23 protein-coding genes and 1 tRNA gene are annotated in these 21,180 nt (G+C 72.2%); 11 read left to right on the forward strand and 13 right to left on the reverse strand.

The window, feature by feature from the left end; genetic code table 11:
* The first annotated feature begins 5 nt into the window (after positions 1-5).
* Positions 6-902 carry a spermidine synthase gene (locus QMF80_RS02295; RefSeq protein WP_283448965.1) on the forward strand — a complete coding sequence of 299 codons (897 nt, stop codon included), beginning with the start codon at positions 6-8 and terminating at the stop codon, positions 900-902.
* Positions 903-936: 34 nt separating this feature from the next.
* Here QMF80_RS02295 and QMF80_RS02300 read toward each other — a convergent pair whose 3' ends face one another.
* The gene (locus QMF80_RS02300) at positions 937-1,467 is read right to left on the reverse strand and encodes a hypothetical protein (RefSeq protein WP_283448966.1); all 531 of its coding nucleotides are present in this window, start codon (positions 1,465-1,467) and stop codon (positions 937-939) included.
* Positions 1,468-1,546: 79 nt separating this feature from the next.
* Here QMF80_RS02300 and QMF80_RS02305 point away from each other — a divergent pair, with 79 nt between their 5' ends.
* From QMF80_RS02305 to QMF80_RS02330, 6 genes are all read left to right on the forward strand, one after another.
* Positions 1,547-2,236 carry a response regulator transcription factor gene (locus QMF80_RS02305; RefSeq protein WP_283448967.1) on the forward strand — a complete coding sequence of 230 codons (690 nt, stop codon included), beginning with the start codon at positions 1,547-1,549 and terminating at the stop codon, positions 2,234-2,236.
* 91 nt (positions 2,237-2,327) lie between these two features.
* Positions 2,328-3,725 carry a sensor histidine kinase gene (locus QMF80_RS02310; RefSeq protein WP_283448968.1) on the forward strand — a complete coding sequence of 466 codons (1,398 nt, stop codon included), beginning with the start codon at positions 2,328-2,330 and terminating at the stop codon, positions 3,723-3,725.
* 85 nt (positions 3,726-3,810) lie between these two features.
* The gene (locus QMF80_RS02315) at positions 3,811-3,975 is read left to right on the forward strand and encodes a DUF5993 family protein (protein WP_283448969.1); all 165 of its coding nucleotides are present in this window, start codon (positions 3,811-3,813) and stop codon (positions 3,973-3,975) included.
* A gap of 11 nt (positions 3,976-3,986) precedes the next feature.
* Positions 3,987-4,622 carry a disulfide bond formation protein B gene (locus QMF80_RS02320; protein WP_283448970.1) on the forward strand — a complete coding sequence of 212 codons (636 nt, stop codon included), beginning with the start codon at positions 3,987-3,989 and terminating at the stop codon, positions 4,620-4,622.
* 124 nt (positions 4,623-4,746) lie between these two features.
* A complete protein-coding gene (locus QMF80_RS02325) occupies positions 4,747-5,466 on the forward strand; it encodes an NADPH-dependent F420 reductase (RefSeq protein WP_283448971.1) in 720 nt (239 codons plus the stop codon).
* A gap of 66 nt (positions 5,467-5,532) precedes the next feature.
* Positions 5,533-5,835 (forward strand): DUF3303 family protein, encoded by a 303-nt coding sequence (locus QMF80_RS02330; RefSeq protein ID WP_283448972.1) that lies wholly within the window; start codon positions 5,533-5,535, stop codon positions 5,833-5,835.
* A gap of 102 nt (positions 5,836-5,937) precedes the next feature.
* Here QMF80_RS02330 and QMF80_RS02335 read toward each other — a convergent pair whose 3' ends face one another.
* A complete protein-coding gene (locus QMF80_RS02335; protein ID WP_283448973.1) occupies positions 5,938-6,519 on the reverse strand; it encodes a MarR family winged helix-turn-helix transcriptional regulator in 582 nt (193 codons plus the stop codon).
* A 133-nt stretch (positions 6,520-6,652) separates the two neighbouring features.
* Between QMF80_RS02335 and QMF80_RS02340 the strand changes: the two genes are divergently transcribed.
* The gene (locus QMF80_RS02340) at positions 6,653-7,495 is read left to right on the forward strand and encodes an NmrA family NAD(P)-binding protein (protein WP_283448974.1); all 843 of its coding nucleotides are present in this window, start codon (positions 6,653-6,655) and stop codon (positions 7,493-7,495) included.
* Here the strand turns inward: QMF80_RS02340 and QMF80_RS02345 are convergent.
* Genes QMF80_RS02345 through QMF80_RS02360 form a run of 4 tightly spaced genes read right to left on the reverse strand, consistent with a single transcriptional unit; the run spans position 7,492 to position 12,142 of the window.
* Positions 7,492-8,943 carry a glycoside hydrolase family 1 protein gene (locus QMF80_RS02345; protein ID WP_502962746.1) on the reverse strand — a complete coding sequence of 484 codons (1,452 nt, stop codon included), beginning with the start codon at positions 8,941-8,943 and terminating at the stop codon, positions 7,492-7,494. The two genes, QMF80_RS02340 and QMF80_RS02345, sit on opposite strands and share 4 nt — an antisense overlap.
* The gene (locus QMF80_RS02350; RefSeq protein ID WP_283448975.1) at positions 8,940-9,764 is read right to left on the reverse strand and encodes a carbohydrate ABC transporter permease; all 825 of its coding nucleotides are present in this window, start codon (positions 9,762-9,764) and stop codon (positions 8,940-8,942) included. The genes QMF80_RS02345 and QMF80_RS02350 overlap by 4 nt, the downstream gene beginning before the upstream one ends.
* Entirely contained in the window at positions 9,761-10,798 is a 1,038-nt protein-coding gene (locus QMF80_RS02355) for a carbohydrate ABC transporter permease (protein ID WP_283448976.1), read from the reverse strand. Before QMF80_RS02355 ends, QMF80_RS02350 begins: the two co-directional genes overlap by 4 nt.
* 6 nt (positions 10,799-10,804) lie before the next feature.
* Complete coding sequence (locus tag QMF80_RS02360; RefSeq protein ID WP_283448977.1) at positions 10,805-12,142, reverse strand: ABC transporter substrate-binding protein; 1,338 nt, start codon at positions 12,140-12,142, stop codon at positions 10,805-10,807.
* Positions 12,143-12,280: 138 nt separating this feature from the next.
* On the opposite strand from QMF80_RS02360, the gene QMF80_RS02365 reads away from it, so the two are divergent.
* On the forward strand, positions 12,281-13,345 hold the full coding sequence (locus tag QMF80_RS02365; RefSeq protein WP_283448978.1) for a LacI family DNA-binding transcriptional regulator: 1,065 nt from the start codon (positions 12,281-12,283) through the stop codon (positions 13,343-13,345).
* An 82-nt stretch (positions 13,346-13,427) separates the two neighbouring features.
* Here the strand turns inward: QMF80_RS02365 and QMF80_RS02370 are convergent.
* From QMF80_RS02370 to QMF80_RS02385, 4 genes are all read right to left on the reverse strand, one after another.
* Positions 13,428-13,500: transfer RNA gene (locus QMF80_RS02370), tRNA-His, on the reverse strand.
* Between the two features lie 105 nt (positions 13,501-13,605).
* On the reverse strand, positions 13,606-14,208 hold the full coding sequence (orn, locus tag QMF80_RS02375) for an oligoribonuclease (protein ID WP_283448979.1): 603 nt from the start codon (positions 14,206-14,208) through the stop codon (positions 13,606-13,608).
* Positions 14,209-14,355: 147 nt separating this feature from the next.
* Positions 14,356-15,528 (reverse strand): helix-turn-helix domain-containing protein, encoded by a 1,173-nt coding sequence (locus tag QMF80_RS02380; protein ID WP_283448980.1) that lies wholly within the window; start codon positions 15,526-15,528, stop codon positions 14,356-14,358.
* A gap of 375 nt (positions 15,529-15,903) precedes the next feature.
* Positions 15,904-16,230 carry a hypothetical protein gene (locus QMF80_RS02385; protein ID WP_349372165.1) on the reverse strand — a complete coding sequence of 109 codons (327 nt, stop codon included), beginning with the start codon at positions 16,228-16,230 and terminating at the stop codon, positions 15,904-15,906.
* Positions 16,231-16,636: 406 nt separating this feature from the next.
* Here QMF80_RS02385 and QMF80_RS02390 point away from each other — a divergent pair, with 406 nt between their 5' ends.
* Positions 16,637-17,167 (forward strand): universal stress protein, encoded by a 531-nt coding sequence (locus tag QMF80_RS02390; protein WP_283448981.1) that lies wholly within the window; start codon positions 16,637-16,639, stop codon positions 17,165-17,167.
* A 120-nt stretch (positions 17,168-17,287) separates the two neighbouring features.
* Complete coding sequence (locus QMF80_RS02395; RefSeq protein WP_283448982.1) at positions 17,288-17,854, forward strand: GPR1/FUN34/YaaH family transporter; 567 nt, start codon at positions 17,288-17,290, stop codon at positions 17,852-17,854.
* A 103-nt stretch (positions 17,855-17,957) separates the two neighbouring features.
* Here the strand turns inward: QMF80_RS02395 and glmS are convergent, their stop codons facing one another.
* From glmS to QMF80_RS02410, 3 genes are all read right to left on the reverse strand, one after another.
* On the reverse strand, positions 17,958-19,775 hold the full coding sequence (gene glmS, locus QMF80_RS02400) for a glutamine--fructose-6-phosphate transaminase (isomerizing) (protein WP_283448983.1): 1,818 nt from the start codon (positions 19,773-19,775) through the stop codon (positions 17,958-17,960).
* A 74-nt stretch (positions 19,776-19,849) separates the two neighbouring features.
* A complete protein-coding gene (locus QMF80_RS02405) occupies positions 19,850-20,125 on the reverse strand; it encodes a hypothetical protein (protein ID WP_283448984.1) in 276 nt (91 codons plus the stop codon).
* Between the two features lie 107 nt (positions 20,126-20,232).
* A complete protein-coding gene (locus QMF80_RS02410; RefSeq protein WP_283448985.1) occupies positions 20,233-21,153 on the reverse strand; it encodes a DUF4429 domain-containing protein in 921 nt (306 codons plus the stop codon).
* Between the last annotated feature and the right edge of the window lie 27 nt (positions 21,154-21,180).

Below are 21,180 nucleotides of genomic sequence, written 5' to 3' on the forward strand. Positions count from 1 at the left end.
AGGGCATGGCAAAGGGCAGGCAGCGCGGCGAACGAGGCGGCAGCGGGAACGGGAGCGGACGGACGGGGGCGGCCGAACCCCTCGTCGGCCAGGTCGACGGCGGCACGGCGGAGCTGACGCCGGACCGGGAGCGCGCCCACGCCTGGACCCTGCTGATCGACGGCGCCCCGCAGTCCCATGTGGACCTCGACGATCCGGGCTACCTGGACTTCTCCTACCAGCGCCGGATCGGGCACCTGATCGACCTGGCCGCCCCCGCCCGGCAGCCCCTCAACGTGCTGCACCTCGGCGGCGGCGCCTTCACCCTGGCCCGCTACACGGCGGCCGCGCGGCCCCGTTCCGCGCAGCAGGTCGTGGAGATCGACGCGGGCCTGGTGGCCTTCGTGCGGGCCCACCTCCCGCTCGACCCCCAGGCGCGGGTCCGGGTCCGGGCCACCGACGCGCGGGCCGGGATGGCCAAGCTCCCGGACGGCTGGGCGGACCTGGTGATCGCCGACGTGTTCAGCGGCGCGCGCACCCCCGCGCACCTGACCAGCGCCGAGTTCCTGGACGACGTACGCCGGGTGCTGAAGCCCACCGGGTGGTACGTCGCCAACCTGGCGGACGGGCCGCCGCTGGCGCACCTGCGCGGGCAGATCGCCACCGCGGCCTCCCGGTTCGGGCAGCTGGCGATGGCCGCGGACCCCGTGGTGTGGCGGGGCAAACGCTTCGGCAACGCGGTGCTCGTGGCCGCGGACCAGGAGCTTCCGGTGGCCGAGTTCACCCGGCGGGTGGCGAGCGACCCGCACCCGGGACGGGTCGAGCACGGGCGGGAACTGGCCGCCTTCGCGGGCGGGGCCGCGCCGGTCGCCGACGCGTCGGCGGTGGCCTCGCCGGCGCCGCCGCCGTCGGTGTTCCGCTGAGGGACCGCGATCCTTCGGCTCGGCGGCCGCTCGGCTACTCGTCGACGATCTCGACCGTGGGCGGATGGCCGTTCCACGTGCAGAAGACGGACACCGTCCGCTCGCCGCGGGTGAAGTTCACCCGGATCCACTCCGTCTGCTTCCACACCTGCATCCGCCAGCCCGCCCCCGGGGTCGCGGAGACCAGCTGGCCCGCCGGGCCGCCGAGGTCAAGGACCACCCGGCCGCCCGGGACCGGGTAGCTGCGGACGCCGTCGGCCTCCTCCTCCGTCCCGGACGACGGCCGGCGGGACCCGCCGACCGGCGCGGACGGGGCGGACGGGGTGGCCGGCGGCGCCGACGGGGACGCTGCCGAGGGCGACGGCGAGGGGGTCGGTGACGGCGACGGCGCGGGCGGCAGGGCCGCGCCGGTCGAGGAGGAGCGGGGCAGCGCCGTCAACGGCACCGCGAGCGGGGGATCGTAGGCCGTACCGGACATCACGGTGTGGACGCCCCACCAGGAGAGCGTCACCGAGGCCCCGGTCGCCAGCGTCCAGGCCAGGGAGTGCACCAGTGCTCGTCGCATCAGAGGACATACTGCACCACCCGTTCGAGTGAGGGCCCGACACCGCCGGGCGTCCCTCGAATGGACTACGGTGCCGCTCATGGCAAGTGTGCTCGTGGTCGAGGACGACCAGTTCGTACGTTCCGCCCTCATCCGGCACCTGACCGAGGCCTCCCACACCGTGCGGAGCGTCGGCACCGCCCTGGAGGCCCTGCGCGAGGTCGCGCACCACCGCTTCGACCTGGTCATCCTGGACCTCGGACTGCCCGACCTGGACGGGGCGGAGGCGCTGAAGATGCTGCGCGGGATCACCGACGTACCGGTGATCATCGCGACCGCGCGCGACGACGAGGCGGAGATCGTCCGGCTGCTCAACGACGGCGCCGACGACTACCTGACCAAGCCCTTCTCCGTGGAGCACCTCTCGGCCCGGATGGCCGCCGTGCTGCGCCGTTCGCGGGCCGCCGCCGGGGGCGAACCGCCCTCGCGGGTGCTGCGGGTGGGCGGGCTGGCCATCGACCCGCTGCGGCGTCAGGCGGAGCTGGACGGGGCCGTACTGGACCTGACCCGCCGGGAGTTCGACCTGCTGGCCTTCCTGGCCGGGCGGCCCGGGGTGGTCGTGGCCCGGCGCGAGCTGCTGGCCGAGGTGTGGCAGCAGTCGTACGGCGACGACCAGACCATCGACGTCCACCTGTCCTGGCTGCGCCGCAAGCTCGGCGAGACGGCGGCCAGCCCGCGCTACCTGCACACGCTGCGGGGGGTCGGGGTCAAGCTGGAGCCGCCGCGGTGAGCGGGGTCCGCCGGGCGCGCGCCGGGGCGGGCTCCGGCGTCGGCCACCGCTCGGGCGGCGGCTCCCGTCGGATCGGGGCGGGCCGGGCGCGATGAGGTGGGCGCTCGTCAAGGTGTGCCTCGCGGTCACCACCATGGTCGTCGCGGCCTTCGCCATCCCCCTGGGACTGGTGGTCCGGGAGATGGCCAGCGACCGGGCCTTCTCCAACGCCGAACGGCAGGCCGCCACCATCGGGCCCACCCTCTCCATCACCACCGATCCGCTCCAGCTGCGCAAGGCCGTCGAGTCCACGCAGATGGGCGCGGCCCGGCGGATGGCCGTGCACGTGCCCGCCGTCGGCGGTGGCGCGGCGGTGGACATCGGCGGCCCGGCCGAGAGCGGCGCGGGCTGGGCCGGGGCGCACGCCGTCGCCGAGACCCGCGCCTACGGGCGGGCGATGACCACCTCGGTGCCCGGCGGGGGCTCGGCGCTGCTCCAGCCCACTGCGCTCGGCTCCGGAGACATCGCGGTGATCGAGATCTACGTGCCGGAGAGCGAGGTCAGCAACGGCGTCAGCACGGCCTGGCTGGTCCTCGCGGGCGTGGGCCTCGCACTGATCGTGGGCTCGGTGGCGGTGGCCGACCGGCTCGGCGCCCGGCTGGTGCGCCCCGCCGAACGGCTCGCCGACGCCGCCCACCGGCTGGGCGACGGCAAGCTCGGGGCGCGGGTCCCCGAGGAGGGGCCGAAGGAACTCCGGTCGGCCGCGATCGCGTTCAACGCCATGGCGGACCAGGTCGTCGAACTCCTCGCCAGCGAGCGGGAGCTGGCCGCCGACCTCTCGCACCGGCTGCGGACGCCGCTGACGGTGCTGCGGCTCAACGCGGCCTCCCTCGGGGACGGTCCGGCGGCCGAGCAGACCCGGGCGGCCGTCGAGCAGCTGGAACGCGAGGTGGACACCATCATCCGGACCGCGCGCGAGCAGCGGCCCGCCGCCGCGCAGGGCTTCTCGGGCGCGGGCTGCGACGCCTCCGAGGTGATCCGGGACCGGATGGCCTTCTGGTCGGCGCTGGCGGAGGACGAGGGCCGGGAGGTGCGGCTGGCCGGCGTGGACCGGGTCGTACGGATCCCCGTGGGCCGGCCCGAACTGGCGGCCGCGCTCGACGCGATGCTCGGCAACGTCTTCCGGCACACCGCCGAGGGCACGCCCTTCGCGGTGGACGTGCACGACGCGGGGGGCGCGGTGATCGTGCTCGTCTCGGACGCCGGGCCGGGCATCGCCGACCCCGACGCGGCGCTGCGGCGCGGCAACGACGGGGGACGGGACGGGTCCACCGGACTGGGCCTGGACATCGTGCGCAGGGTCGCGGAATCGACCGGCGGGGACGTGCGGCTGGGGCGGTCGGTGCTGGGGGGTACCGAGGTGCGGGTGTGGATCGCGCTGGACGGGCGGGCCCGGGGCGAATCGGGCGGGGCGCGGGGGCGCCGTGGACGGCGTAAGCGCTCCAAGTGACACCGGCGCGGCAAGTGACGTAAGAGGGGCGGGACGGGGGCGCGCCTTATGGGTGCTTTGTCTCTATATCGGTACGGTCCGGCGCATGGACACCCTTATCTTCGGCGGGCTCCTCGCCACCCTGATCGCGATGTACCGGGAGTCGTCCCGGGCGATCCTGCTCGCGGCCTGGTGGGTCGTACTGCTCGCCGTGATCCTGCTGATGGCGCACCACATCACCAGCGGCCTCGCCCTCACCCTGAGCTACTGACCGTGGCCGCGATGACCGGGCTCGTGCCGGAGTCCGCACTGACGGGCGGGCTGCTGGGCCGGGTCCAGTACTGGTTCGCGTGCCTCTTCGTCGTCGGCTGGACGGGGGTCGTCTGCGGGGGGCTCTTCTTCCAGTTCGGGCTGTGGGAGTACCCGTGCCCGCTGTGCGTCGTGCAGCGGATGTTCATGCTGCTGGCCGCGACCGGGGCGGCGTACATCATCCGTACCGGGCTGGCGGCCGGGGCGGTGACGGGGCGCGACTACATGATGGGCTGGGGGCTGTCCCTGGTCGCGGTGATCGGCGGGTCGTTCGCGTCCTGGCGGCAGACGATGCTGCACGTCCTGCCGGGGGACAAGGGGTTCGGGAGCGAGGTGTTCGGCCTCCACCTGTACGTGTGGGCGTGGATGCTCTTCCAGGCCTCGGCGGTCGCGATCGGGATCGTCCTGGCCTTCGCGCACTCGACGGCGGACCGGGCGGTGCCGGAGGACGGGCCGTACCGGGCGGTGGGGACGGCCGCGCTGTGGTTCCTCGGTGTGGTGATCGCGGTGAACGTGGTGGCGGTGTTCTTCGAGGAGGGGTTCCACTGGTTCCTTCCGGACGACCCGACGAAGTACCGGCTGCTCTACGACATCGGCCTCCTCGGCTGAGGCGCGGGGGTCATCCTCGCGGGGCCGGGTGGTGGGTGGCCGGTGGCCGGGCCTTCGGCTGGCGGTCGGGTCGTCGACTGGTCAGGCGTTCAGGCGTTCAGGCGTTCAGGAAAGGGCGTACGTCATGCGTTACGCAGTACTCGGAACCGGGATCGTCGGCCGCACCATCGCCGGGAAGCTGGTCTCCCTCGGCCACGAGGTGGTGATCGGCACCCGCGACCCCGCCGTCACGCTCGCCGTGCGCGAGCCGGGGGAGACCGGGACCCCGCCGTACGCGGACTGGCGGGCCGGGAACCCGGAGGTGCGGCTGGCCTCCTTCGCCGACGCGGCGGAAGGGGCCGACGTACTCGTCAACGCCACCGGTGGCCGGGTCAGCCTGCTGGCGCTGGCCTCGGTGGACACCGCGCACGTCGACGGGAAGGTGCTGATCGACATCGCCAACCCGCTCGACTTCTCCCGGGGGTTCCCGCCCGGCCTCGACCCGGTCGGCACCGACAGTCTCGGTGAGCAGATCCAGCGGGCGCACCCCGCGCTGCGCGTGGTCAAGACGCTGAACACCATGCAGTGCGGGGTGATGGTCGACCCGTCCCGGGTGGCCGGGGAGCACCACGTGTTCCTGTCCGGGGACGACGGGGAGGCGAAGAAGGAGGTGCGGGAGCTGCTGCACTCCTTCGGGTGGCCCGAGACGGGCGTGCTCGACCTCGGCGGAATCGAGACCGCGCGTGGAACCGAGATGCTGCTGCCGATCTGGCTGCGGCTGATGGGCACGCTCGGGCACACCGATTTCAACTTCCACATCCAGGGCGCGGGGGCCGGGACGGGCGCGGGTACCGGCGGCCCCTGACGGGCGAGGAATTGTTGCCGGGCCGGGTGGCTGAGCCGAGGGTGGGCGTGACGGAAGGAGTCACGCATGAGAGTCATGCTTCGGATGCACCTGGACACGGCCGCCGCGAACGAGGGCACCACGAACGGCACGCTGGAGCGGGCGATGGGCCGGCTCATGGAGGCGTTGAATCCGGAGGCCTCCTACTTCGGACTGTCCGAGGGGGTGCGCTCCTGCTGGATCGTCTTCGACATGCGGGACAGCTCGCAGCTGCCGACGCTGACCGAGGAACTGTTCGTGGAGTTCGGCGCGGAGATCGAGATCGCGCCGGTGATGGACCGCGACGACCTGGCGAAGGGGCTGCGGGCACTGGGCACGGCGGGGCACTGACGGGCGCCCCCGCGCGGCGCCCGGCGGGGCGGCGGGGCGCCGTGGGGGACGGCCTGGCGGCGGGGTTGAGGGGCGGAACGGCCGGTGGGGTGGCCGGTGGGATCACGTGGCGGGCTTGTCCGTGGTGTCCGTCGTGTCCGTCGCTTTCGGCTTCTCCGTCGTGTCCGTCGTGTCCGTCGCTTCCTTCGCGCCGGAGGTCAGGCGGCGGGCCTGGGCCCGGCCGACCTCGGCGGCGCGGTGCAGGTAGTCGCCGATGACGGCGAGTTCGCTGTCCGAGTAGTCGGCCAGTACGGCGCCGAAAGCGCGTCCCGGGGTCTCCCAGGCCGCGCCGATCCGGGCGCGCGCCGCGGGGGCGAGGGCGACGAGGGAGCGGCGGCGGTCGTGGGGGTCGGCGTGCCGCTCCACGATCCCCGCCTTGACCAACCGGTCGACGAGCCGGGTGGCGGAACCCGAGGTCAGGCCGGTGAGTCGGGCGATGTCGCCCGTGCTGACGGGGTCGGGTTCCATGTCGAGGAGCGCCACGCACTGCAGGTCGGTGGGGTGCAGACCGATGTGGTCGGCCATCGCCTGGCTGAAGACCGAGTAGTCGGCGTAGTGCCGCTGGCTCTCGGTGACGACCCGCGCCAGCAGCTCGGCGCGGGTCCAGGCCTGGGAATCACCCGAAGGAAGTGAATCGGTTGACATCGGCTCCTCCATGCTTCAGATTTGACTGCGTGACGCAGAGAATGTGTAGCGCAGAAGGTGCGCGGCGCGGAATCTGTGCCACGTATTCAGTCTAGCTGTCGAAGCTCACCGAGACCTACCAAGGGAACATGTCATGACGATCCTCGTCACCGGCGGCCGCGGCGCCGTCGCCCGCGGCCTCGCCGCTCTGCTCGTCGAGCGCGGGATCCCGTTCCGCCCGGCCTCCCGCGAGCCCGCGGCGCCCGGCGCGGCCCCCGGGTCCGTCCACTGCGACCTGACCGATCCGGCCACCTTCCCGGCCGCCCTGAAGGGCGTCCGGTCCGTCTTCCTCTACGCCGCCGCCGAAGGCATCGACGACTTCGTCAAGGAGGCCGTCACCGCGGGAGTGCAGCACATCGCGCTCCTGTCCTCCTCCAGCGTGCTGGGGCCCGACGCCCGGGAGAGTGCCCTGTCCGCCTCGCACCTCGCCGTGGAGGAGGCCCTGCTCGCCGCTCCGCTGCGGACCACGCTGCTGCGGCCCGGCTCCTTCGCGAGCAATGCGGGCAGCTGGGCCTGGCCCATCCGGTCCGGTGCTCCCGTGCGACTGCCCTACCCCGGCTCGCACAGCGATCCGGTGCACGAGACCGACATCGCCGAGGCGGCTTTCGCCGTCCTCACCGACGCCGGTCTCGGCGGGCGCGCGTACACCCTCACCGGGCCCCGGTCGCTGAGCTTCGAGGCCCAGATCGAGATCCTGGCCGGAGTCCTCGGCCGTCCCATCGCCTGCGAGACGATCACCCCGGCCGCGTGGAAGTCCTCCGTCGCCGACTACATCCCGGAGCCCTACGCCGATGCGCTCCTGGCCTACTGGGCCGCCTCGGACGGGGTTCCCGTAGAGATAACCGACACCGTCGAGCTCCTCACCGGCCACCCGGCCCGCTCGTTCGCGACCTGGGCCGAGGAGCACGTCGCCGAGTTCGCCGCGCCGCAGGCCTAACCGCCGCTCCGCAGAAGGCCGGTGCGCGCGAGGTGCGCGTACCAGCGGGCACTGGAACGCGGGGTGCGGACCTGGGTCCCGTAGTCCACGTGGACGATGCCGAAGCGTTTGCTGTAGCCGTAGGACCATTCGAAGTTGTCGAGCAGAGACCAGAGGAAGTAGCCGCCGACCGGGGCGCCGTCGCGCAGCGCGCGGTGGATGGCGGACAGGTGGGCCTCCAAGTAGGCGATGCGCGGGGGGTCGTGCAGATCGGGGGCGAAGGCGGCGCCGTTCTCGGTGACCAGGAGGGGGAGGCCCGGAGCCTCCCGGGTGAAGCGCATCAGCAGGTCGTGCAGGCCGCTGGAATCGATGGACCAGCCCATGTCCGTCCGCTCGCCGGGCGGTTGGTGGAAGACGACCGAGTCGGCCCCCGGCCAGGGGGAGTGGGACGTGGAGCCATGGCCGTCGCTGCGCGGGGCGGCCGGATCGGTGGCGGCGGTGGCCGCCGAGACCAGAGCGGGCGTGTAGTAGTTCACGCCCAGGAACCCCAACGGCTGGTGGATGAGGGCCTCGTCCCCGGGCCGGACGAAGGACCAGTCGCTCAGGGCAGCCGTGTCCGTCAGCAGGTCCTCGGGGTAGGAACCGTGCAGCAGGGGCCCGGTGAAGACACGGTTGGCGAGGGCGTCGATCCGGCGGCGGGCGTCCAGGTCGGCGGGCGAATCGGTCAGTGCGCGGACCGCGCTCGGGTTCAGGGCGATACCGACCCGGGCCGAGGAGGGCAGGGCCCCGACGGCGAGTCCGTGGGCCAGATTGAGGTGGTGGGCCGCGCGCAGCGAGTCCGCCGGGGACGTACGGCCCGGGGCGTGCACCCCCGAGGCATACCCGAGGAAGGCGCTGCACCAGGGCTCGTTGAGCGTGGTCCACCACGACACCCGGTCGGCCAGCGCGTCGGAGACCTGGGCGGCGTACCGGGCGAAGGCATGGGCCGTCTCCCGCTCCGGCCAGCCGCCCCGGTCCTCCAGCTCCTGCGGGAGGTCCCAGTGGTAGAGCGTCGGACAGGGCTCGATGCCATGGGCGAGGAGTTCGTCCACGAGGCGGTCGTAGAAGCCCAGGCCACCGCTCAGCACCCGGGGCCAGGAAATCGAGAAACGGTAGGCCTTCAGGCCGAGTTCCGCCATCAGGCGCACGTCCTCGCGCCACAACCGCAGATGATCCGCCGCCACGTCGCCCGTATCGCCCGCGTGCACCTTCCCCGGGGTCCGGCAGAAGGTGTCCCAGATGGACGCGTCGCGCGCCTGCGCCCCGCCCTCGATCTGGAAGGCCGCCGTCGCCGCGCCCCAGAGGAAGTCCCCGGGGAACGTCAGCTCCGCGACCGCTTCGGTGGCTGCCCCTGTGGCCGTGACCGTGTCCGCTTCGGTGGCTGCCCCCGTGGCCGTGACCGTGTCCGTGTTCGCTCGGATGTCCGTCAACCCTTCACCGCTCCCTGCATGATGCCGCCCACGATCTGGCGGCCGAAGACGAGAAAGACCAGCAGCAGCGGCAGCGTGCCCAGCAGGGCGCCCGCCATGATCACCGACTGGTCGGGGATGTAGCCCCGGCCGAGGCCCGTCAGGGCCACCTGGACCGTCGGGCTGCCGTCCTGGGTCAGCGCGACGATCGGCCAGAAGAAGTCGTTCCAGGCCATGACGAACGTGAGCATGCCCAGCACCGCCATCGCGGGACGGGCCGCCGGGAACACCACGTGCCACACGATCCGCAGCGAGCCCGCGCCGTCCACCCGGGCCGCCTCGACCAGCTCCGGCGGCAGCGCCTGGGACAGGTACTGCCGCATGAAGAACACCCCGAAGGCGGAGACCAGGGTCGGCAGGATCACCGCCTGGAGCCGGTCCGTCCAGGCCAGGTCGGCGATCAGCATGTAGAGCGGCACCACGCTCAGCTGCGGCGGGATCATCATCGTGGCGACCACCACCATCAGCAGCCCGTCCCGGCCGCGGAACCGCAGCCGGGCGAAGGCGAAGCCCGCCAGGGTGGAGAAGAGGACCGTCCCCGCCGCGACCGTCCCGGCCACCACCAGGGTGTTGAACAGGGCCACGCCCATGTTGGCGTCGGTCCAGGCGACCGACAGGTTGTGCCACAGGTTCCCGCCGAACCAGAACGGCGGCGGTGTCTGTGCCAGCCGGGTGTTGTTCCGGGAGGCGGCGATCGCCGTCCACAGCAGGGGGAAGAGCGAGCCCAGCGTGAAGACGCCGAGGACCAGATAGGTGAGGCGTCCGGCGCGCATCGACTTCATCGGGGCTCACCCCGTCCCCGCAGCAGCCGGGCCGCCCCGGCGATCAGCAGCAGGATCAGGAACATCGCCCAGGCGATCGCCGAAGCGCGGCCGAGGTGAAGGTTCACCCAGCCCTGCTCGTACAGGTACAGGCCCAGCGTCTGGAACTGGTGGTCCGCTCCACCGGTCGCCCCGCCCCCGCCGTTGAACAGCAGCGGCTCACCGAACAACTGCGTCGCCCCGATCGTCGACACCACACAGGTGAACAGGATCGTCGGCCGCAGCGAAGGCACCGTCACATGGAGGAACTGTTGGAAACGCGACGCACCGTCCAGCTCCGCCGACTCGTACAGCTCGCCCGGGACCGCCTGCATCGCCGCCAGGTAGATCAGCGCGTTGTAGCCGGTCCACCGCCAGACCACGATCGTGGACACCGCGAACTGGGAGGCGAAGGAGCCGTTCTGCCAGTCCACCGCATCGAAACCGACCAGCCCCAGCGCCCAGTTGGCCATGCCGTAGTCCCGGCCGAAGATCAGGACGAAGACCAGCGTGGCCGCCGCCACCGAGGTCGCGTACGGGGTCAGCACCGCGACCCGGAAGAAGGCGGATCCCCGCATCTTATAGTTGAGCAGGTGGGCCAGCCCCAGCGCGATCGCCAGCTGTGGCACCGTGGACAGCACGCCGATCGTGAAGGTGTTGCGCAGCGCGTTCCAGAAGAACTCGTCGTCCAGCAGCCGGGTGAAATTGCGCAGCCCCACCCACTGCATGCTGTCCGGGTCGGTCAGCTCCACCTGGTGCAGCGCGGCCCAGCCCGTGTACAGGAGCGGGAAGAGGCCGAAGACGGCGAAGAAGAGGAAGAAGGGCGCCACGAAGGCGTACGGGCTCCAGCGCAGGTCCCACCGGTAGCGACGGGACCGCCAGGCCTCCCGCCGGGAGGTCCCGTCCGGATCGCCCCCGCCCGCGCGCACCCCGAGCCCGCCGCCGGGCCGGGCCCCGGCCCCGGGGTCCCGCGCCCCGGGTACCAGGACCGCCGGAGCGGTCGTTTCGTCAGACATCGCCACTCACTCGCCCAAGGCGTTGTCGATCGCCTTGACCGCCGCCTGCCAGCCTTCCTCCGGCGAACGGCCCTTCTGGTCGACCTGGAGCATGCCGATGTCCGCCAGATTCTGCGCGATCACCAGGTCCTTGGGGCCGACCACGGTCACCGGCACCCCCTCGGCCGCCCGGGCGAAGATCTCCCCGATCGGCGCGCCCCCGAAGTAGGGGTGCTGGGCACCCGCCACGGACGGCAGCTTGTAGGCGGCCGACGCGCTGGGGAAGCTGCCCCGCTTCTCGAACAGCCGGGCCTGCTGCGCGGGCGCCGTCAGCCAGGCCGCGAGCTTCGCCGCCTCCTCGGAGTGCTTCCCCGCCTTCGGCACCACCAGGAACGAGCCGCCCCAGTTGCTCGGCTTCGGAGCCGCCGCCACGTCCCACTTGTCCTTGCCCGCCGGTCCCGCCTTGTCCTGGATGTAGCCGAGCATCCAGGCCGGGCAGGAGACGGTCGCGAAGGAGCCGTTGGCGAAGCCCTGATCCCACGCCGGGGTGAACTGCTGGAGGCGGGCGCTCAGCCCGTCCGTCGCGAACCGGGCGGCGAGGTCGAAGGCCCCGCGCACCGCCGGGTTCGTCTTGTAGACCACCGCGCCCTGGTCGTCGTAGAACCGCTGGGCGCTGCCGCCGGTGACCGCCGCCATCACGCCCGAGGCGGAGTCCACGAAGGCGGTGCCCTTGGGCGCCTTCGCCTGGTACGTCCGTCCCGCTTCCAGGTACTTCGTCCAGTCGCCCGCCCAGAGCGCACCCACGGCCGCCCGGTCGGTGGGCAGTCCGGCCGCCGCGAAGAGGTCCTTGCGGTAGCAGACGCCCTCGGGCCCGATGTCGGTGCCGAGGGCCACCGTGGCTCCGGACTTCGCGGTCCCCTGGGCCCACTTCCACGGCAGGAAGGCCGACTTGTCCACCCCGGGTGCCTTGCCCAGGTCCACCAGTTTCTCCGCCTGCGTCGCCGCGACCTCGGCGATGTTGTTGACCTCGACCGCCTGGATGTCCGCGAGCCCGCTGCCCGCGCCGAGGTGGGTGAGGAGCTGCGGGTAGTAGTTCTCGTTCCGCTCGATCGAGGTCTGCTTGATCAGGACCTCGGGGTGCGCGGCCATGTACTCGTCGTACAGGCCCGCCTCCTGGAGGCCGAAGGCCCCGAAGACGCCGACGGTGAGCGTGGTGCGGGCCCCGCCGTCCTTGGTGCCCCCGCCGGACGGGCCGGCCGCCTGCTGCGGGTCCGCCGAGCAGCCCGTGACCACCGCCAGCAGCAGCGCGGCCGCCGCGACGGCGCGCGTGGGTCTGGCGGAGAAGGGTCCGGATTTGGTTCGCATGCGCATCCTCCCTGAAGGATTTGACGTGCCGACCACGGCGCACCTGGTGTGAGGCGCGGCGACGTGGTGTTGTGAGACACACTGTGGGAGCGCTCCCACCGCCGTCAAGAGGTAGATTCCGAGAAAGGGAGGCAGCCAATGGACGGGCGAGGACGCAGCGGGGGACGGCCGACGCTGGAGGAGGTGGCCGCGCGCGCCGGGGTCGGCCGGGGCACCGCCTCCCGGGTGATCAACGGTTCGTCCAAGGTCAGCGACCGCACCCGGGCCGCCGTCGAGAGCGCGGTCACGGAGCTGGGGTACGTCCCCAACCGGGCCGCCCGCGCCCTCGCCGCCAACCGCACCGACGCCATCGCGCTCGTGATCCCGGAGACCGAGTCGCGGTTCTTCGCCGAGCCCTACTTCTCCGAGGTGGTGCGCGGTGTCGGAGCCGCGCTGGCCGACACCGACATCCAGCTCGTCCTCACCCTGGCCGGGGGCGACCGCGAACGCCGCCGCCTCGCCCAGTACCTCTCCGGGCACCGGGTCGACGGCGTACTCCTGGTCTCGGTGCACGCGGACGACCCGCTGCCGGACCTGCTGGCCGAGCTGGGCCTGCCCGCCGTCATCAGCGGCCCCCGGTCGGCGGACGAGCCGCTGCCCAGTGTGGACACCGACAACCTCGCGGGCGCTCTGGCGGCCGTACGCCATCTGCTGGACCGGGGCCGGCGCGCGACGGCGACGATCGCCGGGCCGCTCGACGTCTACGCGTCCCGCCGCCGCCTGGACGGCTACCGCCAGGCGCTGACCGACGCCGGGCTCGGCGTGGACGAGGGGCTCATCGCGGTCGGTGACTTCACCGAGGAGGGCGGCCGCCGGGCGATGCGCGAACTGCTCGCCCGCCGCCCCGGCCTCGACGCGGTCTTCGCCGCCTCCGACCTGATGGCGGCCGGCGCGGGCCGGGAGCTGCGCGCGGCGGGCCGCCGGATCCCCGAGGACGTGGCCCTGGTCGGCTTCGACGACTCCTCGGTGGCCCGGCACATGGACCCGCCGCTGACCAGCGTCCGCCAGCCGCTGGAGGAGCTGGGCGCGACCATGACGCGGCTGCTGCTGGAACGGATAGCCGAGGCCGGGGCCGGTTCCGGCGCGGGCGGCCCGGATGGCTCCGCTTCCCGGCCGCGGGGGGTCGTGCTGCCGACGGAGCTGGTGATCCGGCAGTCCTCGTAGCCGGGCGGGACGCGCGGAGCGGCCGCCCGGGGCCAACGCGAAGGGCCCCGGTCCGCTCGCGCGGACCGGGGCCCTCCAACAGGGTGAGTGACGGGACTTGAACCCGCGGCCACCTGGACCACAACCAGGTGCTCTACCAACTGAGCTACACCCACCATGCCCGGCGGGAATCCCGACCGGCCGATTAAAAGGGTACAGGGTCCGGGAGGGTGCTCGCTCCCTCGTTTCCCCCGGCCCGTCGGCCACCGGCCGCCGGGCCGCTACTCGGCGGGCAGGACGTGCTTCGCGGCGATGGTCCGCGCGGTGTCGGAGTCCGGTCCGGGCTGCGGTACGAAGACCGCCTCGCGGTAGTAGCGCAGCTCGGCGATGGACTCCTTGATGTCCGCCAAGGCCCGGTGGTTGCCGCTCTTGGGCGGGCTGTTGAAGTAGGCCCGCGGGTACCAGCGGCGCGCCAGCTCCTTGACCGAGGACACGTCCACGATCCGGTAGTGCATGTACGCCTCGAGCGTGCCCATGTCACGGAGCAGGAAGCCGCGGTCGGTGCCGACCGAGTTCCCGCACAGCGGAGCCTTGCCGGGCTCCTTGACGTGTTCCCGTACGTAAGCCAGGACCTGGGCCTCGGCGTCCGCGAGGGTGGTCCCCCCGGCCAGCTCTTCGAGCAGGCCGGACGAGGTGTGCATCTCGCGCACCACGTCGGGCATGGTCACCAGGGCGGCGTCCGGCGGGCGGATCACGATGTCCACGCCTTCGCCGAGCACATTCAGTTCCGAGTCGGTGACCAGTGCGGCCACCTCGATAAGTGCGTCGTCCGCCAACGAGAGCCCGGTCATCTCGCAGTCGATCCACACCATGCGATCGTTCATGCGCCCCACCTTATGCGGAGCTTCACCGGATGCGGACCTCCCTGCGGTCGTCCGCGTCCGGGGCCGCCCGCAACCGCGGAGGTCCCCCCGGCCCTGGTACGGGCCGGGGGGACCTCCGCGGTGCGGCGGTGTCCGCCCGGGACGGGACTACGCGTGCTCGCGCAGGACCCGGCCGGGGGAGTACAGCTCGGTCACCGACGGACCCGTGGCCGCCAGGGCGGCCGCGGCCCGCTGGGGCTGCGGCGTGCGCTGGTGCGGAACCGGCCCGTCGGAGAGCTGGGCCACCTGGGACGCGTCGGTCTGCGGCCGACGTGCCCGGTAGGCGGAGCGGTAGGCAGCCGGGGAAGACCCCAGCTGTCGCCGGAAGTGCCCGCGCAGGGCCACCGGCGAGCGGAACCCGCAGCGCCCGGCGACCTCGTCGACCGAGTAGTCGGAGGTCTCCAGCAGCCGCTGTGCCTGGAGCACCCGCTGGGTGATCAGCCACTGCAGCGGCGCGCTGCCGGTCAGCGATCGGAACCGCCGGTCGAACGTGCGCCTGCTCATGTAGGCGCGGGCCGCCAGCGTCTCCACGTCGAACTGCTCGTGGAGGTGTTCCAGCGCCCAGGCGACGACCTCGGCGAGCGGGTCGGCACCGATCTCCTCCGGCAGCGACCGGTCGAGATAGCGCTCCTGGCCCCCGGTGCGGCGCGGCGGCACGACGAGCCTGCGGGCCAGGGCCCCGGCCGCCTCGCTGCCGTGGTCCGTGCGCACGATGTGCAGGCACAGGTCGATTCCGGCCGCGGTGCCCGCGGACGTCAGTACGTCGCCGTCGTCCACGAACAGCTCGCGCGGATCGACATGGACGGACGGGTACCGCTTGGCCAGCGTCGGCGCGTACATCCAGTGCGTCGTCGCGGGCCTGCCGTCCAGCAGACCGGCGGCGGCGAGCACGAAGGCCCCCGTGCACAGTCCGACGATCCGGGCTCCCTCCTCGTGCGCCTGACGCAGTGCGTCGAGCGCCTCCGGAGGCGGCGGCGAAGTGATGGAGCGCCAGGCCGGAACGACGACCGTGCCTGCCCGGGCGATCGCCTCCAACCCGTACGGCGCGGTCAGTTCGAGTCCGCCGGTGGTCCGCAGCGGACCGTCCTCCCCGGCGCACACGAGCAGTCGATAGCGTGGAACTCCCGCGTCCTGCCGGTCAATGCCGAACACGGAGAGTGGAATGGAACTCTCGAAAATCGGACCGCCGCTGAAGAGCAGCACCGCGACAATTTCCCTGCGGCGGCGCCCTGCTAGCTTCCGTCCGGCGTCCGCGACGACGGCGGTGGAATCCTGGCTCATGGCGCTAAGCCCCCCTTGGGTGTCGCGACTCCTTGGTCTGGTCGCACCTGCACGTTTCCCCTCGGCCTTGCACGTGATCCCCCGCCGTAAATACATGATCGAATCTACTGCGTCCCGTGGTGTCGGCGTGACAAGTTCAGCACGCAGCGCTATGTCGACTTGGCAACTTGGCGAAAAGCATTCGATCAGGAACCCTTCCACTCCGCCAGGCGGGTGGGAAGTCCGCCGCCTGCCCCTGGCCAGTACGCGTAGGGTCAGAGCCTTCCCCCGGCTCTGTCGTCCCTGGTGGTGGGGGGGTTGGGCAGGCGCTCCGGCAAGGGTGGAGTCCGGAAGTGAAGTTGGCTGAAAACGTGCGGGCGCGCGTGTGCGAATCAGTCATTCGTGGGTGGAGATCCCGCCGGAGCCGTGGCATCCGCGGTGCGTTCGGGCCCCGGTACGGGAGTGCCTGCCGCGGTGCGCGGACCCGGGAGGGACCGCTGCCGCGACCGGCACCGGGGCCGTGGCCCGCTGCGTCTTCTCCGACTGGCGCAGCATCGCCCGGCACGCGGCCGTGACGGTCACCAGGCCCAGGGTCGCGACCGCGGCCCCGTCGAAGGAGGTCCCGTAGACCACCAGGACCACGGGGACGAGGAGGCAGCTGAAGGCGGCCCAGCGCACCACGTCACCCGCCGGGTCGTCGGCGGACCGGTGGGCCGGGTGCACGGACGAGTGAATGGCCGGGGGGTGCGGGGAGGGGTGCGGTGAAGCGGACTGCGTCGGCTGAGCTGGCTGGACGGGGTGGACCGGATGACCGGGCACGGCGTACTCCCTGCGGGCTCTTCCTGGACGGTCGGACCGGTGTCCAACGCCGCGCGACGGGGCTCGGTCACTGCGCGCACGGGTGGCTCGTCACTGGCTGTAGGGGGCAGCGGCCATTGCCAAGGCGTCCTCGCTCCGGCATGCTCCCTGGGACACTCTCCAGGGACGGCAAGCCCTGTGCACGACAGGAGTGTCGCCGTACCCTGGGGGTAAGGGCTTGGGAAGATGGTTCCCGGACACACCCCTCCGTCACCCTGAGTCGCCAATTCCGCCCGTCCCTGATTCCTGAGGACCTTTCGCCGAGACGCTTATGGCCGGTCACGAATTCTCCGAACCCGCGGACCGCAAGCGCAAACCTCTCGCCGACTCCGTGTCGGCCGACCTGCGCGCGGTGGAACAGACACGTCTTGTTTGCGACCCGGCCTTCCGGCACGGGGTCGTGGTGGGATTCGACGGATCGACGTCGAGCGAGCGCGCGCTCGCCTACGCGATCGGGATGGCCCGGCGCTCCGGTTCCGGTCTGATCATCGTCCATGTGGCCAACCGGCTGCCCACCACCGTGTGGGCGGGCTGTGAGCCCCCGGTCTTCGTGGACGTCCCGGACCACCGCACCGAGGTGCTCGGGCTGGAACTGGCGTGCGCCGACTACCTGGCCGAGGTCCCGTGGATCCTGGTCGAGCGCGGCGGGGACATCTGCCACGAGCTGGAGGAGGTCGGCCGCGAGTATTCGGCCGACGCGATCGTGGTCGGCTCCACCCAGGGTTTCGTGGGCCGCATCTTCGGCTCGGTCGCCGGGCGCCTCGCCAAGCGGGCGCAACGGCCGGTAGTCGTCATCCCGTAACCCGGCGTAGATGTCCCGTGACCCAGCCGTAACCGGCTCTCTGGTGGATTGCTCCCTTGTGAAGGGTAGATAAAAGCCGCTGGGACACAGCACAAAACTGCAGATCGAAGGGAGCCCGCCGTGGACAACGACGTCTCTGCGGGAAGTACGGCCTCGACTTCGACCCTGGGGCACCTCGCCCTGGGGCTGACCCTTCTCGCGTTCGGAATCGGCCACACCGGCATCATCGGTGGGGTGTCGGCCGCCGATTCCGTCTCGCTCGCCATGTACATCGGCGGTCTCGCCCTGTTCGTCCTCGGGATCCTGGAGTTCCGGGGCGGCAACGGCTTCAACGGCACGGCGTTCGCCGGGCTCGGCGCCTTCTGGTTCACCTGGGCGAGCGGTGCGGGGGACAAGGTCTCCGCACACGCTGCCGGAACGTTTCTTGTGCTCTTCGCCCTGCTCGCGCTGACCCTCACCCTGGGCGCCGCGAGCGGTCTGTTCGGCCAGGGCATGTACGGCCTGCTGTTCCTCTCGCTGGTGCTGCTCGCGATATCCGCCTTCGCGGACAGCGGCTCGCTGGCCAAGGCGGCGGGCTGGGCCGCCGCCGTGGCCGGCCTGCTGGGCTGGTACGGGGCCACGGCCGCGCTCGCCAAGTGGCCGACCGCGCTCGGCCGGACCTCCCGCGGGGCGGTTCCGGCGAGCTGACCGGGCCCTCGGGAGAGTCGGGAGGGAGCGGGGAAACGGAACGGCCCCTCGCGCGCGGGGACGCGCGGGGGGCCGTTCGGCGTGATCTGGCCGGGGATCCCGCCTACTCGACGGTGACCGACTTCGCCAGGTTGCGCGGCTTGTCGATGTCCCGGCCCAGGGACAGGGCCGTGTGGTAGGCCAGCAGCTGGAGCGGGATGCCCATCAGGATCGGGTCCAGCTCGTCCTCGTTCTTCGGCACCACGATGGTGTGGTCGGCCTTCTCCTGCTCACGGTGGGCGACGGCGAGGATGCGGCCGCTGCGGGCCTTGATCTCCTCCAGCGCCGCGCGGTTCTTCTCCAGCAGGTCGTCGTCCGGCACGATCGCGACCGTCGGCATCGCGGGCTCGATCAGGGCCAGCGGGCCGTGCTTCAGCTCGGAGGCGGGGTAGGCCTCGGCGTGGATGTAGGAGATCTCCTTGAGCTTGAGCGAGGCCTCCAGGGCCACCGGGTAACCGCGCACCCGGCCGATGAACATCATCGACTTGGCCTCGGCGTACTCGGCGGCCAGCTTCTTGATGTCCTCCTCGCCGTCGAGGATCTCCTGGATCTGCGCGGGCAGCTTGCGCAGGCCCTCGATGATCCGCTTGCCGTCGGTGACGGACAGGTCGCGGATGCGGCCCAGGTGCACCGCGAGCAGCGCGAAGGCGACCACCGTGTTGGTGAAGCACTTGGTGGACACGACGCAGACCTCGGGGCCCGCGTGCACGTATACGCCGCCGTCGGCCTCGCGGGCGATGGCCGAGCCGACCACGTTGACCACGCCGAGGACGCGGGCGCCCTTGCGCTTGAGCTCCTGCACCGCCGCGAGCACGTCGTACGTCTCACCCGACTGGGAGACCGCGATGTAGAGGGTGTCGGGGTCCACCACCGGGTTGCGGTAACGGAATTCGGACGCGGGCTCGGCGTCGGCGGGGATCCGGGCCAGGCCCTCGATGAGGCCCGCGCCGATCAGACCCGCGTGGTAGGAGGTGCCGCAGCCCAGGATCTTGACCCGGCGGATGCCGCGCGCCTCGCGCGGGTCCAGGTTCAGGCCGCCCAGGTGGACGGTGTTGAACCGGTCGTCGATCCGGCCGCGCAGCACGCGGTCGACGGCGTCGACCTGCTCGGTGATCTCCTTGTGCATGTAGGTGTCGTGGCCGCCCATGTCGTAGGAGGCGGCCTCCCACTCCACGGTCTCGGGGGTGGCGGTGGTCGTGGTACCGCTGGTGGTGTAGGTGCGGAAGTCGTCGGCCTTCAGGGTGGCCATCTCGCCGTCGTCGAGGGTCACGACCTGGCGGGTGTGGGCGACCAGCGCGGCGACGTCCGAGGCGACGAACATCTCCTTCTCGCCGATGCCGAGGACGACCGGCGAGCCGTTGCGGGCGACGACGATGCGGTCGGCGAAGTCGGCGTGCATGACGGCGATGCCGTAAGTGCCCTCGACGACCTTGAGCGCCTCGCGGACCTTCTCCTCCAGGGTGTCGGCCGGGGAGCGGCCGATCAGGTGGACGAGCACCTCGGTGTCGGTCTCCGAGACGAAGACGACGCCCTCGGCGGTCAGCTTGGCGCGCAGCTCGTCGGCGTTGTCGACGATGCCGTTGTGGACGACGGCGACCTTGTTGTCGGCGTCCAGGTGCGGGTGCGAGTTGAGGTCGCTCGGGGCGCCGTGGGTGGCCCAACGGGTGTGGGCGATGCCGGTGGTGCCGGCGAAGCGCTTGGGGACGCGGGACTCCAGTTCGCGGACCCTGCCCTTGGCCTTGACGACCTTCAGGGCCGGGGACTTCGGGCTGTTGACCACGATGCCCGCCGAGTCGTAGCCGCGGTACTCCAGCCGCTGGAGGCCCTCCAGCAGCAGCGGTGCCACGTCACGCTTGCCGATGTAACCGACGATTCCGCACATACGGTCCTGCCCCTCCTGAAGTTCGGTACGTGTGCCTGCCCGGGCCCGCCCGGTCGGCGGTTCCCCGGCCGGTGTCAGCCGTAGACGATGCGGCGCAGCTGCCGGAGCGAGAGCTCCGGGGGCGCCACGGCGCGGTGCGGCAGCTCGGCCGCGATCCGCTCGAAGATCTCGGCGTTGACCGCGCCGCCGGACTGCAGCTCGCGGTGGCGGCGCCGGACGAACTCCTCGGTCGTCTCGTCGAAGTACGCGAGGACGTCGAGCACCACCCGGGCGGCTTCGCCGCGCTGGAGCGCGGTGCTGCGCACCAGGTGGTCGACGAGGTCGTCATGCGACGGGCGGCGGTCGGGCACCCGTAGATACTGACCGTTGATCTCCTGGAACGCAAAGATCCTGCCCGGAATCGGGCAGGATCTAGCTGGTGCAGACCAACGGAAGTGTTTCATCCGGTCGTAGTCGGTCAGAAACGACCCAGAACCGCCTGCTTGGCTGTCGTGAACTCCTCCGCCGTCAGCACCCCCGACTGGTGCAGCTCGGCCAGCTCGCGCAGCCGCCGCAGCAGGACGTCGTGGTCCTCGGCCGGAGCGGCGCCCGCCGCCCCCGCCGCCGCCCCCGCCGCCGCGGCGCCCGCCGGAGCGGGCAGCGCCTTCTCCCACCCCGCCGGTACGGCGTCCCGCTGGGCCGCCGGGTGCGGCATCCGCGCCAGCACCGCCGCCGCGACCAGCGCCATCAGCGGGTCCTTCTTGAAGCCGAACAGCTCCACCGCGTACGAGTCGTACTTCGGGGCGGGCGCGGGCGGCGCGCCCGTCAGGGCGAAGCGGAGGTAGCCGTTCTCGATCCCCGCCGCCGGGAACCACTCCACCGACCGCAGGTCACCCACACGGAACTCGCGGGATCCGGCGGACTGCTTCGACTCCTCCGTCTTCCAGTTCCATTCCAGGGCGATCCGGTCCCCGTCGAAGGACACCGTCCCGTCCCCCGCGCCCACCGTGACCGGCACCGCGGGCCCCGCCAGCAGGTACTCACCGACCGGCCCGCCGTCCACCCGGTCCAGCAGCAGCGCGGCCCGCACCTCGTCGACGAAGTACTCCGCGACCCCCGCGCGATCCGCCAGGACCGTCAGCGCGTACGGATCGGAGGCGGTCGCCAGCCGTCCGCCCGTCGCCTGGAGCAGCGGATCGGCGCCCTCGCGCAGGCGCAGCCGCAGCCTGCCCGCCCTGCGCCCCGGTTCGAAGGAGATCCCCGCCAGCGCGCGCAGCGGCACCACCACTTCGCCGAGGGTCTGCCGCAGCAGACCCACCCCCTTGTCGCGGCCGGGGACGATGCGCACCGCGTCCCCGTCGAACGTCCAATTGCCGTCCTTCTGGATGATTTCCGCCATGCCCGGATTCTCGCACCGGCCCGGGCG

Origin of the sequence: Streptomyces sp. G-G2 (genome assembly GCF_030063135.1) — a bacterium.
Taxonomy (GTDB): Bacteria; Actinomycetota; Actinomycetes; order Streptomycetales; family Streptomycetaceae; genus Streptomyces.

Coding starts and splice junctions, on each gene's coding strand:
- QMF80_RS02295 (WP_283448965.1), top strand. CDS start 6: ATGGCAAAGGGCAGGCAGCGCGGCGAACGAGGCGGCAGCGGGAACGGG.
- QMF80_RS02300 (WP_283448966.1), bottom strand. CDS start 1,467: ATGCGACGAGCACTGGTGCACTCCCTGGCCTGGACGCTGGCGACCGGG.
- QMF80_RS02305 (WP_283448967.1), top strand. CDS start 1,547: ATGGCAAGTGTGCTCGTGGTCGAGGACGACCAGTTCGTACGTTCCGCC.
- QMF80_RS02310 (WP_283448968.1), top strand. CDS start 2,328: ATGAGGTGGGCGCTCGTCAAGGTGTGCCTCGCGGTCACCACCATGGTC.
- QMF80_RS02315 (WP_283448969.1), top strand. CDS start 3,811: ATGGACACCCTTATCTTCGGCGGGCTCCTCGCCACCCTGATCGCGATG.
- QMF80_RS02320 (WP_283448970.1), top strand. CDS start 3,987: ATGACCGGGCTCGTGCCGGAGTCCGCACTGACGGGCGGGCTGCTGGGC.
- QMF80_RS02325 (WP_283448971.1), top strand. CDS start 4,747: ATGCGTTACGCAGTACTCGGAACCGGGATCGTCGGCCGCACCATCGCC.
- QMF80_RS02330 (WP_283448972.1), top strand. CDS start 5,533: ATGAGAGTCATGCTTCGGATGCACCTGGACACGGCCGCCGCGAACGAG.
- QMF80_RS02335 (WP_283448973.1), bottom strand. CDS start 6,519: ATGTCAACCGATTCACTTCCTTCGGGTGATTCCCAGGCCTGGACCCGC.
- QMF80_RS02340 (WP_283448974.1), top strand. CDS start 6,653: ATGACGATCCTCGTCACCGGCGGCCGCGGCGCCGTCGCCCGCGGCCTC.
- QMF80_RS02350 (WP_283448975.1), bottom strand. CDS start 9,764: ATGAAGTCGATGCGCGCCGGACGCCTCACCTATCTGGTCCTCGGCGTC.
- QMF80_RS02355 (WP_283448976.1), bottom strand. CDS start 10,798: ATGTCTGACGAAACGACCGCTCCGGCGGTCCTGGTACCCGGGGCGCGG.
- QMF80_RS02360 (WP_283448977.1), bottom strand. CDS start 12,142: ATGCGAACCAAATCCGGACCCTTCTCCGCCAGACCCACGCGCGCCGTC.
- QMF80_RS02365 (WP_283448978.1), top strand. CDS start 12,281: ATGGACGGGCGAGGACGCAGCGGGGGACGGCCGACGCTGGAGGAGGTG.
- orn (WP_283448979.1), bottom strand. CDS start 14,208: ATGAACGATCGCATGGTGTGGATCGACTGCGAGATGACCGGGCTCTCG.
- QMF80_RS02380 (WP_283448980.1), bottom strand. CDS start 15,528: ATGAGCCAGGATTCCACCGCCGTCGTCGCGGACGCCGGACGGAAGCTA.
- QMF80_RS02390 (WP_283448981.1), top strand. CDS start 16,637: ATGGCCGGTCACGAATTCTCCGAACCCGCGGACCGCAAGCGCAAACCT.
- glmS (WP_283448983.1), bottom strand. CDS start 19,775: ATGTGCGGAATCGTCGGTTACATCGGCAAGCGTGACGTGGCACCGCTG.
- QMF80_RS02410 (WP_283448985.1), bottom strand. CDS start 21,153: ATGGCGGAAATCATCCAGAAGGACGGCAATTGGACGTTCGACGGGGAC.